Annotated in this window: 11 protein-coding genes; 8 read left to right on the top strand and 3 right to left on the bottom strand. The window is 71.0% G+C overall.

Features of this window, described 5'->3' with window-relative positions:
- Positions 1-708: 708 nt before the first annotated feature.
- Positions 709-1,179, top strand: a complete 471-nt coding sequence (locus ACWGDE_RS02350; protein WP_453387076.1) for an SMI1/KNR4 family protein — start codon at positions 709-711, stop codon at positions 1,177-1,179.
- A 154-nt stretch (positions 1,180-1,333) separates the two neighbouring features.
- Here the strand turns inward: ACWGDE_RS02350 and ACWGDE_RS02345 are convergent, their stop codons facing one another.
- Complete coding sequence (locus ACWGDE_RS02345; RefSeq protein WP_453387075.1) at positions 1,334-1,942, bottom strand: hypothetical protein; 609 nt, start codon at positions 1,940-1,942, stop codon at positions 1,334-1,336.
- Between the two features lie 808 nt (positions 1,943-2,750).
- Between ACWGDE_RS02345 and ACWGDE_RS02340 the strand changes: the two genes are divergently transcribed.
- The 3 genes from ACWGDE_RS02340 to ACWGDE_RS02330 all read left to right on the top strand — a co-directional run bounded on the left by ACWGDE_RS02340 (position 2,751) and on the right by ACWGDE_RS02330 (position 6,002).
- Positions 2,751-3,272: a DUF6232 family protein gene (locus tag ACWGDE_RS02340; protein WP_453387074.1), complete on the top strand. Its 522-nt coding sequence runs from the start codon at positions 2,751-2,753 to the stop codon at positions 3,270-3,272.
- Positions 3,272-3,604 carry a hypothetical protein gene (locus ACWGDE_RS02335; protein WP_453387073.1) on the top strand — a complete coding sequence of 111 codons (333 nt, stop codon included), beginning with the start codon at positions 3,272-3,274 and terminating at the stop codon, positions 3,602-3,604. Before ACWGDE_RS02340 ends, ACWGDE_RS02335 begins: the two co-directional genes overlap by 1 nt.
- Before the next feature lie 682 nt (positions 3,605-4,286).
- Entirely contained in the window at positions 4,287-6,002 is a 1,716-nt protein-coding gene (locus ACWGDE_RS02330; protein ID WP_453387072.1) for a serine/threonine-protein kinase, read from the top strand.
- A gap of 4 nt (positions 6,003-6,006) precedes the next feature.
- Here the strand turns inward: ACWGDE_RS02330 and ACWGDE_RS02325 are convergent, their stop codons facing one another.
- Positions 6,007-6,252: a DUF397 domain-containing protein gene (locus tag ACWGDE_RS02325; RefSeq protein ID WP_453387071.1), complete on the bottom strand. Its 246-nt coding sequence runs from the start codon at positions 6,250-6,252 to the stop codon at positions 6,007-6,009.
- Positions 6,249-7,118 carry a helix-turn-helix domain-containing protein gene (locus ACWGDE_RS02320; protein WP_453387070.1) on the bottom strand — a complete coding sequence of 290 codons (870 nt, stop codon included), beginning with the start codon at positions 7,116-7,118 and terminating at the stop codon, positions 6,249-6,251. Before ACWGDE_RS02320 ends, ACWGDE_RS02325 begins: the two co-directional genes overlap by 4 nt.
- Before the next feature lie 118 nt (positions 7,119-7,236).
- Here ACWGDE_RS02320 and ACWGDE_RS02315 point away from each other — a divergent pair, with 118 nt between their 5' ends.
- The 4 genes from ACWGDE_RS02315 to ACWGDE_RS02300 all read left to right on the top strand — a co-directional run bounded on the left by ACWGDE_RS02315 (position 7,237) and on the right by ACWGDE_RS02300 (position 11,712).
- Positions 7,237-7,665: an ATP-binding protein gene (locus ACWGDE_RS02315; RefSeq protein WP_453387069.1), complete on the top strand. Its 429-nt coding sequence runs from the start codon at positions 7,237-7,239 to the stop codon at positions 7,663-7,665.
- A 61-nt stretch (positions 7,666-7,726) separates the two neighbouring features.
- Positions 7,727-8,155, top strand: coding sequence for a hypothetical protein (locus ACWGDE_RS02310; RefSeq protein WP_453387068.1), 429 nt, complete (start codon positions 7,727-7,729; stop codon positions 8,153-8,155).
- 387 nt (positions 8,156-8,542) lie between these two features.
- The gene (locus tag ACWGDE_RS02305; protein WP_453387067.1) at positions 8,543-10,690 is read left to right on the top strand and encodes a glucose PTS transporter subunit IIA; all 2,148 of its coding nucleotides are present in this window, start codon (positions 8,543-8,545) and stop codon (positions 10,688-10,690) included.
- A 170-nt stretch (positions 10,691-10,860) separates the two neighbouring features.
- A complete protein-coding gene (locus ACWGDE_RS02300) occupies positions 10,861-11,712 on the top strand; it encodes a PRD domain-containing protein (RefSeq protein WP_453387066.1) in 852 nt (283 codons plus the stop codon).
- Positions 11,713-11,739: the final 27 nt, after the last annotated feature.

The following is an 11,739-nucleotide window of genomic DNA, read 5'->3' as shown; positions in this document are numbered from 1 at the left end:
GCGCCCCGGGCGTCGATTGTCCTTCCGTGCCGGGCCGGCCTGTCAAGGGCGCTCCCTGCGGTCGCGTCGCTTCGCGATGGCCTTCGGCCACCCTTGACAGGCCGACCCGACACGGAAAAACACAAGACTCCCGGGATCCCCCCCGGGGATGGCCGGGGGTCAGAAGTCGAGGGGCGGCCTGGTTGCAGCAGGCCCGCCTGTGGCGTTGAGGCGCGCCAGATCGCTACACAGTCCGTCTCGGCTTGGCGGCCGGCGGTCGTCTGGGGCTGGTGGGCGCGACAGATCGCTACGCAGCCCGTCTCGGTTTGGCGGCTGGCGGTCGTCTGGGGCTGGTGGGCGCGGCAGATCGCTACACAGTCGTTCTCGGCTTGGCGGCTTGCGGTCGTGTGGGGTTGGTGGGCGCACCAGATCGCTACACAGTCGCTCTCGGCCTAGCGCCTGCGGTCCGCCTGTGGCTGGGGGCGCGGCAGATCGCTACACAGATCCTCCCAGCTCAGCGGCCGGCGGCCGTCTGTGGCTGGTGGGCGCATCCGATCGCTACACAGTCCGTCTCGGCATACGCTGCTGGACGGAACTCGAGCACCTCCGGACCGCAGCCCGCCGAGACCTGGCGACCCACAGGGACGAGGAAGGAACTCTGATATGCCTCAGCCTGCTGTCGCTCGCCTGCGTGAGCTACTTCCGCCACCTGTCTCCGGAGGGGATGCGGTGGACTGGGAAGGGCTCTCTGGTACGGCGCAGTGGGAACTCCCTGCGGACTATCGCGAGTTCGTGGAGTCGTACGGCGGGGGAGAGATCGACGAGTACCTGTCCGTCAGTACGCCTCCCGTCCCGGGATCGCCGTATGGGGATCTCCTCGACAGAGTCGATCCCGCACTCTCGGACCGGGACTGCCAGGAACTGGGCGCTCTCCTTGGAAGGCAAGGCCTTCCAATCCTGTTGCCCTTCGCGGACTCGGCGAGCAGCGATGTCGCCTTCTGGCTACGAGAGGGCGCACCCGACAGCTGGAGGGTGGTCACTTTTCGGAGGCAGGTGCCGTGGGGGGCGAACCGCTGGACGGTCTTCGACGGTGGCATGGCACAGTTCTGCCTGGCCGTCCTCACCGGCGCGGTGGATCCGTTCAGCGAGCCGATCGCGGGATCAGGGCCGCACATGTTCGTGAACTGGCGCGACATGTAGCCATCAGGCCGATTCGCGCGATCACCCGACCGTACTGATGTCGTCTGGCGACGATCCATTCGTCCTTGGCGTCGGAGAAGTGATCGTTTCACTCCCAACCGGCCGTCAAACTGCCACAAATGGGATAGTTGGCGGCGCATGGTCGTCGTGAGGGCTAGTGGGGTGCGGGGTGGGCCTCGGCTCGTAGGGCCTCGCGGGCGCAGCGCTCCAGGACGCGGGCGGTTCCCCAGCTCGCGCCGCCGTCCAGACGGCGGTGCGCGGCCGCCGGGCGGGTGCTGATCGTGGCGGTGGTGGCGTCGGGGCCGGTGGTGATGCGGATGGCGGCGGTCACCCGCAGGCCCGAAGGGGCGCGGAGTTCGAGGTCGAGCGTGCCGTGGCCGAACTCGCCGGTCTGCTCGACGCGCAGCATGGGCGCCCGGGCGATCGCGTGACGCACGCTGTCGGTCAGCTGGAAGGCGGTACGGCCCGGTATGTGCGGCAGGCGTATCTCCACGTCGCAGGGCACGGCGACGGCGTCCGCGTCCAGGGCGAGTCCGTAGTGGCCGGCCGTGCGGGCGGCTCCGACTGCGGCTTGGGTGGCGAGCAGCGCCGCGAACAGCGCGGCGACGACGGCCCCGGATCCCGCGGATTGCGCGAGCGCACCGCCCGCGGCCGCGCCGTCCCCGAGAACCATGACGGCAGCCATCGCTCCGGCGATGAGAAGGCCCACCGTCGCCGCGGGGAGCGCCAGCCGACGGACCACCGCGAGCCAGTAGCCGAGCATCGGACCACGTTCCTTTCGTGCGAAAGGTCGAACGATACGACGCCCGCCCCGAACAGTCCCACCCCGCCCGGGCCCGTCACGGCAGTGCGCAACGACCCGCCGCCCACATCAACCGCCAAGCCGGGAGGGTGTGTGCCGCGATCTGTCGCGCGCCTCTCAGCCCCAGACGGCCGCCAGCCGCTAAGCCGAGGGTGACCGTGTAGCGATCTGTTGCGCCTCCCAGCCCCAGACGGCGGTCAGTCGCTGAGCCGAGAGCGACTGTGTAGCGATTTGGTGCGCCTCGGCGCCCAGGAGGGGGATGTGGTCGGCCATTCATGACGGTTCGGCTGACCGGCGGAACGCGGGCCCGATGGGGCTGTGACTCGGCCGCTCCTCCCTCTCGTTCCTCCCGGCCATCCCCCGGGGGGATCCCGGGAGTCTTGTGGCGTTTCGGGGTGGGTCGGTCGGTCAAGGGTGGCCGAAGGCCATCGCGTAGCGACGCGACGAAGGAGCGCCCTTGAGGGACCGGCCCGCACCGAAAGGACACTGGACTTCCGGGACGCCCCCCGGTAACCGTCGAAGCCACCGAGTGCGCGGGCCCCGCCAACCCCCGCCCCCGCCCCGCCGTCGCAGCCCCCACGCCTGCGCAGCCCCGTACGCCCTCACCCCACCCCACCCCCCGGAACCCCCCATTCCACCACCCCCCAACTGTCAAGCGGAATCCAACAATGATCATGACTACGTTGAAACAGTCCAATCGCTACTTGGCCAGTCACAGCCGCCCTACACTTCGAGCCGTCAACGCCAAAAACAGCCAGGGGGGCTCAATATGGCGGATGGAAATTCGACGGTTCAGGTCCGTGTGCAGGAGGGGGTTCTGTGGGTCGAAGGTGAGGCTTATCCGCTGCGCAACATCTCCCACGTCGGGCAGCGCGTATTGGAGGTAGACAAAGGGGCGGCCTGGAGGGTGTTCATCCGTCGGGCCCTGGGCTGTCTGGTCCTCGGTGCGATCGCCGTGGCCATCTGGGGGAACCTCGCCGGGGTCGTGACGCTCGCCGTTCTCGGCCTGCTGATCTGGCAGCTGGTCAGAGTGATCAGCAAGCCCCCGGTGTACGGCCTGGTCCTCAACACCTCGGGCACGCAGCGCGATGCCGTGTGGTCCCTGGACCACAGCGAGATCCAGAACCTCGTCTACGAGATCACGAAGGCCATCGGCCGGCCGGACAGTGCCCCGGTGACCATCAACATCAAGGAAGCGGTCATGGGCGACCAGATCAAGCAGTACGGGGACGGAGCCGTCGGCGTCGCCCAGCACAGCGGCTCCGGCGACATCAGGGGAGGCGGCCGGTAGTGGGCGGTGACCAGTACACGCAGTACGGGGCGGGGAGCATCGGCAAGGCCTCGCACACGGGCTCCGGCGACATCGTGGCCGGGGGAAAACACGCCGGCGGAGCGGCCCCGGAGGCGTCCGCCCTGGAGGAACTCCTCGAGGAAGTCCGGGCGATGAGGCAGCACCTGGACGTCGCCGACCGGGCCGAAATCGACGCGGCCGTCGAAGAGATCCAGGCGAATCCCTCCGAGGACGGATTCAGGAGGATCCTCCGGACGTTCTCCGGAATTGCAGCGCTCATAGGAGAAGCCGGAGTCCCCGTCATTACGGCGATCCGGGCTTTGACGGGCTGAATCGACCGGGAAACCCGGGAATCCCGGGGAACCCGGGAAATGCGCAGAGGCAGGGGGCTGCGCGCCGAGTGGCCCCCTGTTCAGTGCGAACCGGAACGCCTCGCGCTGACAGCCGTCGTGGTGACGAGGACGAGGACGAGGACGAGGACGAGGACGAGGACGACCGCCACGGCCAGGAGGCGGGTGACGGTCCAGGAGCGGCCGGAGGGTGCCGGACCCCGTGCGGGAGAGGTGTCCGGCGAGTCCGCAGAGCGGCCCCAGCAGGACGGCGAAGACGCACCACACCACGGTCACGGACAGGAACTCGTTCCAGGAGAAGAGCACGTCCGCGTCGGCCGGGTCGTCGAAGTCCGGAGCGCTGAACCGTCCTTGGGTGCGGGTGATTCGGAAGACGCCCCTCGGCAGCAGAGACTGCCCCATTGATCCGTGGACGGGCGGAGAACATGAAGCGGGCCGCAGGATGCGGCACTTGCGAGGAGCCGTGCGCCCGAGCGGTCCCCTTCGGATCCCGGACGGGCTGGACGGCGAGGGCCGCCGTTACGTCTACTGGACCGGTCCGTACGCGACCCGGCGGGAAGCAGGGTGTGCGCCAAGGCAGTTGGCATGACGAGGGGTTCTACGTGCGGGACATCATCAGGCCGGCCTCCACGCCCGGTTCCGCCCCCGCTCCGGCGGTGGCGCGGTGAAGCCGCTCAAGGAGTCCGACCCGGCCGTGTCCGGCCCGTACCGGCTGCTCGCCGAGCTGGGCAGCGGCGGCATGGGCCGGGTGCTGCTGGGGGCGGCGCCCGACGGGCGGCTCGTCGCGGTGAAGCACGTCCATGCGGGCCTGGCCGCCGACGACGGGTTCCGAGCCCGCTTCCGGCGGGAGGTGGCCGCCTCGCAGAAGGTCTCGGGGGCCTACACGGCGGCCGTGATGGACTCCGACGCGGACGCCGCGACGCCCTGGCTGGCCTCGGTGTTCGTGGCCGGGCCCTCACTGAGCGCCGCGGTGGCGGAGGTCGGGACGCTGTCCGAGGACCTGGTGCGCCGGCTCGCGGCGGGACTGGCGTCGGCGCTCGCGGAGATCCACCGGGCGGGACTCATCCATCGCGACCTCAAGCCCGACAACGTCCTCCTGGCCGAAGACGGCGTCCGCGTCATCGACTTCGGCATCGCACGGGCGGCGGAGACGGAACCGGGGAACGAGGGAGACCTCGGGCTGACCCGGACCGGCCTGGTCATCGGCTCGCCGCCCTTCATGTCGCCGGAGCAGGCCGAGGGGAAACGGCTGACGGCGGCCAGCGACGTGTTCTCGCTCGGTTCCGTACTGGTCATGGCGGCGACGGGCCGCAGCCCCTTCACCCGGCCCTCGACCCTCCAGACGCTGTACGACGTCGTCCACGCGGAGCCGGACCTGAGCGGTGTCCCCGCCGGGCTGCGCGAGATCCTGACGCAGTGCCTGGCCAAGGATCCGGCGGCCCGGCCGGCCCCGGCGCGGCTCCTCGCGCTGCTGGGCCCCGTGGCGCCGGCGGGCCGCCAGTGGCCGCCCGCCGTGTACCGGATGACCGCCTCGCAGCGGGCCGCCATCGACCGGCTGCTCGACGGCCCGGACGACACGGTGCTGCATGCCCCCGTACGACCGGAGGAGCCGGAGCCCGCCGAGGCCCCGGCCGGGGTGGAGCCGGCCGGGGTGGAGGCTTCCGGGCCGCCGCCGAAGCCGCTGCACCTGCCCCGGCCCCTGCCGGAGTCGGCCCCGACGACCGGGGAGCGGCAGGCCGCCCTGCCCACGGAGCCGGGCGTCGCCCGGATCGATCCCGCCGCGCCCCGCCGCGCTCCGCGTCGGGCCCTGATCGTGGCGCTCTGCGTCCTGGCCGTGGGTGCGCTCGGCGGGACGGCGTACGGGCTGTGGCCGGCCGGAGGCACGGACGGGGGAAACCGGCCGCAGGCGTCGAACCCGCCGAGCGGACCGATCACGCCGGCCAAGTACCGGGCGCTCGGAGAGTGCGAGCAGCTCGCCCCGAAGCTGCCGCTCCAGCCGCGCGACCGGGGCAGCGACCGCCACTCCTCGAAGGGCGACGAGACCCAGACCGGCTGCACCTGGTTCGGCGGCGAGGGCACGGCACGCACGGCCCGGGTCCGGTGGAACGTGCTCGCCAACGACGGCGTCCACGATGCCACCGAGGCCCAGACCAAGGCCTTCCGTGCGCTGGCGGTCGACGGCGCGCAGGTGGTCGGCCTCGGGTTCGGCGAAGAGGCCTTCCGGGGCGGCGCGGACACCGCCACGATGTGCTCCCTCTCCGTCCGCGACGGCAACCTCGTCGTCAGGGTGGACCTGGGCAGCTTGGACGTGCCCGCGTCCAGGTGCTCCGGGTCCGCGGAGGACATCGCCCGGGCCGCGCTGGACGCCGTCCCCCACTGAGCCCTCAGGCCGCGGTGACTCCGCCGAGGAAGGCGGCCCAGGCGGCGGGAGCGATGGCCAGCTGGGGGCCGGCCGGGACCTTGGAGTCGCGGATGTGGACGGCCGTCTCGCAGCCGGCGACCTCGACGCGCTGGCCACCCTCGCCGCCGCTGTAGCTCGACTTGCGCCAGTCGAAGGCGACTTCGAGGCATTCGCCGCCTTCACCGCCGCTGTAGCTGCTCTTGAACCAGGCCAGGTTTGTGGTGTTCATAGTTCTCCCAGCAACTTCTCGATCAGGGCCAGTGACTCGTGTGGCGTGAGTGCCTGTGCCCGGATGATCCCATAGCGCTCGCTGTAGATCCTGACCTGCTCGGGATCGGTGATGAGATGGGCGTGACCGTAGGTCTCGGTGTAGGCCACCTCGTTGCGGCCTTTGGGGCGAAGGAGGGTGAACGCACCTTCCAGGCCAGGGTGTTCATCGCGTTCGGTCGGCATCACCTGAAGGTGCACGGTCCGGAGTCGACCGACTTCCAGCAGGCGGTGCAGTTGGTTGCGGTGGACTTCTGGGCCGCCAGTGGGGCGGAGCAGGATGGCGTGTTCCAGTACAAAGCTGAAGGTAGGGGCGGGCCACCGCTCCAGAATCACCTGACGAGCGAGGCGGTCCGATACGCGCCTCTCGATGGCCTCTTCGTCGAACACCGGCCGACGGTGGCGGAATACAGCCCGTGCGTATGCCTCGGTCTGCAAGAGGCCCGGGATGGCCTGCACGCCGTAGTAATGCAGCGCCACCGACCCCGCCTCCGCGTCCGCGAACTTCCGGAACCAATCCGGATGCCGCGTCCGCGCCCGCTTCAGCGCCTCCTTCACGTCCGGGATCGCCGCCGTCAGCACGCCCCCCGCACCCAGCGCGCGGTCCACGTTCTCCAGGAAGTCCGGCTGGGGCGTCCGTACGCCCCGCTCGATGGAGGAGACCAGGTCCTCTCCCACGTGAACCAGCGCGGCGAGTTCCTTCTGCTGGAGGCCCGCCCGTTCCCGCAGCACCTTGATGATTTTGCCGAGCGCCTTGAAGAGGTACGCCGTGCCGTCGACCTCCACCGGTCGTTCCGGCTCCTCCTCGCGCTCCGACAGGTCGTTCATAGGCTGAACCGCCCTCACCCGTACAGGCCGTACACGCAACCGCCGTCGGCCCTACGGGGTTTCGCCGTAGCGCCGCCGTTCCTGGAAAGCCTACGGCGGACCGGCCACGCTCGGTGAGGTGACGACCGAATTGAGTGACATGGCACCGGGCGAGTTCCGGCAGCTCCTCTCCGCCACCCCGCGCGGTGCCCGGCTCGCCCGGCGGCTCGCCGGGGTGCAGTTGGCCGCCTGGGGGATTCCGCACGGCTGTGCGCTGGCCGAGGACGTGGAGCTGGTGGTCGGGGAGCTGGCCGCGAACGCCGTCCTGCACGGGCGGGTGCCCGGGAGGGACTTCGAGGTGCGGCTCGGCTACGACGGCCTGCGGGTCCGGGTGGAGGTGAGCGACGCCCGGGGGGACGGGGAGCCGCCCGAGGCGGAGGCGGCCGTGGACCCCTGGTCCGCGGAGGGCGGGCGCGGGCTGGTGCTCGTACGGGCCGTGGCGCGGGAGTGGGGCGTCGGGCCGCGCGGGCCGGGAGTGCCGGGGAAGACGGTGTGGGCCTGCCTGTGAGGCGGGGCTCCTTGCGCCTACTGGTTGACGTGTGCACGCGGATGAAGGTCATCATGGGCCCATGACGGACGGGGTGGGGAACGACGGGGCGGGTGGCGGACAGGCGGGGCGCGACCGGCAGGGGGTCGGGAAGTCGACCGCGGCCGTGCCGTGTCCCCGGTGCGGGGCGACGGGCACCGTGCTGATCGGGAACGCGCTCGAGACCAGCGGGTGCATGCACGTCGGAGAGGGGACCGTGATCGCCCTCATGGCCGCGGCCGCGGGCAAGTACTACGCCGACGAGAAGGGCTGGCCGTGGCTCACGGCTGTCGGGGCCGTCGTAGCCGTCGCGATCTTCGTCGGCACGATCTGGCTCGTCCGCGACGGGAACCGGACCGCGGCGCGGGCCAGGGCCGCCGTGGACCGCGCCCGGGCCCAGGGGGTGGAGGCCACCCGTTACTGCGGCGCCTGCCGGGAGGCCTACACCCCCGAGGAGCCGGCCTCCTCCTGAGGTGTTCGGCCGTGCCGTTCGGCGGAGCCCGTTCGGCCGTGCCGTTCGGCCGAGGAGCCGGCCTTCTCCGAGGTGTTCCGCAGAGGCCTTCGGCCGGGTCGAAGTGCCCCCGTGACGGACATCTCCCGGCCGCCTTCCCCGAGGTCGGCCGAGGTGCTGTGTGGTCGGTGTAAGGTGAATTTCGATCGATCTCGATCGCAGGATTGTTACTCCCCGAGGACGTCTCCGTCACCGCCACGCGCGGTGCCACGGCGGCTCGCCGCTCGAGGGGAGGCAAGGCCTGGGTAGCGCCTTTGGCGCGACCCGGGCCTTTTTTGTTGCCCTGATCCGGGCGGGAGAGATCGCGGACCGATGGACGGCAAGAGCCCAGGGATGCAAGGACGCATCATGAACACACCCACAGCAGGGCCCGGTGCGCTGGCGGAGCAGATCCTCCGCGGCGTCGGCGGCGCAGGGAACATCGAGAGCCTCACGCACTGCGCGACGCGGCTGCGCTTCCAGCTCCACGACGGGGAGAAGGTCGACCAGGCCGCGCTCGACGCCCTCGACGGTGTCATGGCCACCGTGCCGCAGTCCGGCGACCGCCTCCAGATCGTGATCGGCGGAGCCGTCGCGAACGTCTACTCCAAGATCATGAACCTGCCGTCGATGAGCGGTGGCGGTACCGCCCGCCCGCAGTCCGACGCGGACGTCAAGGCGGCGGCCCGGGCCAAGGGCCGCGGTCGCTACGCCTATGTCGACAACTTCTTCGAGTACCTCTCCGACTCGTTCCGCCCGCTCATGGGCGTGCTGCTGGGCTCCTCGCTGATCATCGCGATCGCCTCCGTGCTCGACGCCCTGGGCGTGGTCGACTTCCGCGCCGCGGACAAGTCCGCCACCTGGGTCTTCGTCGACGCGATGTGGCGCTCGGTGCTGTACTTCCTGCCGATCATGGTCGCCTACAACGCGGCCAAGAAGCTGAAGATCGACCCCTGGGTGGGCGCCGCCGTCATGGCCGCGGTGATGACCCCGAACTTCACCGGCATGCTCAACGAGAAGGCCGGCATCCCCGGCGTCACCTGCAGCACCAACGCGACCCTGGGCACGCAGCAGTGCGTGGCGCACGTGTTCGGGCTGCCGATGCAGCTGAACGACTACGGCGGCCAGGTCTTCGTGCCGCTGCTGATGGTCGCCGTGCTCGCCCTGGTCTACAAGGGACTGCAGCGCGTCTTCCCGGAGACCGTGCACCTGGTCTTCGTGCCGTTCTTCAGCATGCTGATCATGATCCCGGTGACCGCCTTCCTCATCGGCCCGATGGGCGTCTGGGCCGGCAACGGCCTCGGCTCGGGCCTGTCGTGGCTGAACGGCAACGCACCGATCGTCTTCGCGATCATCATCCCGCTGCTGTACCCGTTCCTGGTGCCGCTGGGCCTGCACTGGCCGCTGAACGCGCTCATGCTGGTGAACATCAACACCCTCGGCTACGACTTCATCCAGGGCCCGATGGGCGCCTGGAACTTCGCCTGCTTCGGCGCGACCGCCGGTGTGCTGCTGCTCTCGCTGCGCCACCGCGAGAAGGAGATGCGCCAGACCGCCACCGGCGCCCTGGCCGCGGGCCTGCTCGGCGGCATCTCCGAGCCCTCGCTGTACGGCATCCACCTGCGCTTCAAGCGGATCTACCCGCGCATGCTCGTGGGCTGCCTCGTGGGCGGCGTGATCGTGGGCGTCCTGGGCGGCGTGGACACCAAGGCCTTCGCCTTCACCTCCATGCTGACCATCCCGGTCTTCAACCCGATGGGCACCTACACCATCGCGATCACGGCGTCCTTCTTCGTCTCGATGGCGCTCGTGTACTTCTCCGACTTCCGCACCCCGGAGGAGCGGGCCCAGGCCAACGCCGAGCGCGACGCGGCCGAGGCCGCCGAGGCCGCCTCGCACGGTGGGGCCGTGGCGGCCGATGAGCGCGAGCTCGTCACCGTCGGAGCCACCGCCGCTGCCGGCGCTTCCACCAGTGCCACCGCCGCTTCCGCCGGTGCCGCTGGTGGTTCCGCCACCGCCACTGCCACCGCCTCCCCGGCCGCTGCCCCGCTCGCCGCCGCCGACGGGCTCACGCTCGCGGCACCGGTCGCGGGCCGTGTGGTCGGTCTCGACGAGGTCGGGGACCCGGTGTTCGCCTCCCGCGCGCTCGGTGAGGGCGTGGGCATCGAGCCCGCCGACGGCCACGTCGTCTCCCCGGTCGACGGCGAGCTGGTCACGGTCGTCCAGACCGGCCACGCCTTCGGCATCCGTACCGCGGACGGCGTCGAAGTGCTCGTACACGTCGGCATCGACACGGTGCAGATGAACGGGGAGGGCTTCGACGTGCGCGTCGCGACCGGCCAGCAGGTCCGTGCCGGTGACCTCCTCGTCGAGGTCGACCTCGACGCCGTGAGGGCCGCGGGCCACCCGACCGTCACCCTCATGACCGTCACCAACACCGCGGACCTCGCCTCCGTCGAGCCGCACACCGGCCGGGAAGTCTCCGCCGGCGCCCCCGTGGTGACCGTCAGGCGGTGACGACCCGCCGTCGGTCCGGCGCGCGCCCGTGCCCGTACGGGGACGTGGGCGCGCGCCGGGCCGGGCCGGGCGGGGCCGGGGCGTGTCTTTCGGATCATGCCGGGCCCGGACGGCGGACGATGCGAGACCATGGGAAGAAATCGGACCCGGGACAGGAAGGAGGGCAGGCGGTGAAGGCGCTGCGTGTCCTCAACAACAACGTGGTCCTCGCGCGTGACGAGCAGGGCCAGGAAGTCATCCTGACCGGGCGGGGCATCGGCTTCAACTGCCGTCAGGGCCAGCGCGTCGACCCCGCTCTGATCGTGCGTGTCTTCGTCCCGGCCGACGGCCGCGACCCCGACCACCTGGCCGAGGTCCTCTCCCTCATCGGGGAGGAGGTCCTGCGGGCCGTCGTGATCGCCCTCAGCGAGGTCGGCATCGAGGGGCGCGATTCCACCCGCCCCACCCTCGCCATCGCCGTCGCCGACCACGTCGCCGGGGCGCTGGACCGGGCCGCGCGGGGCGTCGTCGTCGAGTACCCGCTGCGCGCCGAGGCCCAGACCCTGTACGCCGCCGAGTACGCCCAGGCACAGCGCCTGCTGGAGGCCATCAACGCGCGCGTGGACCCGAAGCTGGACCCCTCCGAGGCGACCGCGCTCACGTTGCACCTGGTCAACGCCGGCTTCGCCACGGGCGACCTGTCCTTCACGTACACGATGACCGGGGTCATCCAGCAGATGCTGGCCGTCGTACGGGAGCGGTACGGGCTGGAGGTCCCGCAGGAGTCCATGAGCGCGGCGCGGTTCATCACCCACGTGCGCTACCTCTTCGTGCGGGTCCAGCAGCACCAGCAGCTGAAGGGCCACGAGTCCACGATCGGCAAGGGCATCCGCCAGCACTACCCGGAGGCGGCCCGCACCGCGCAGCAGCTGGCGACGATCGTCGAACTGCGCCTGGGCCAGCACCTGAGCGAGGACGAGGTCTCCTACCTGGCGCTGCACGTGGCCCGCATGACCATGGAGGCGGACGGCACCGCCGCCTGACGGTGATCCCTGTGGGGGAACCCGGGA

Source organism: Streptomyces sp. NPDC054956 (genome assembly GCF_053609185.1).
Note: the sequence above shows the minus strand (reverse complement) of the source record. Positions and strands in the feature narration are given on the sequence as shown.

Bases quoted from the DNA above. Each gene is read 5' to 3' on its own strand.
- ACWGDE_RS02305 (WP_453387067.1), top strand. From the start codon at position 8,543: ATGAACACACCCACAGCAGGGCCCGGTGCGCTGGCGGAGCAGATCCTC.
- ACWGDE_RS02310 (WP_453387068.1), top strand. From the start codon at position 7,727: ATGACGGACGGGGTGGGGAACGACGGGGCGGGTGGCGGACAGGCGGGG.
- ACWGDE_RS02345 (WP_453387075.1), bottom strand. From the start codon at position 1,942: ATGCTCGGCTACTGGCTCGCGGTGGTCCGTCGGCTGGCGCTCCCCGCG.
- ACWGDE_RS02340 (WP_453387074.1), top strand. From the start codon at position 2,751: ATGGCGGATGGAAATTCGACGGTTCAGGTCCGTGTGCAGGAGGGGGTT.
- ACWGDE_RS02325 (WP_453387071.1), bottom strand. From the start codon at position 6,252: ATGAACACCACAAACCTGGCCTGGTTCAAGAGCAGCTACAGCGGCGGT.
- ACWGDE_RS02320 (WP_453387070.1), bottom strand. From the start codon at position 7,118: ATGAACGACCTGTCGGAGCGCGAGGAGGAGCCGGAACGACCGGTGGAG.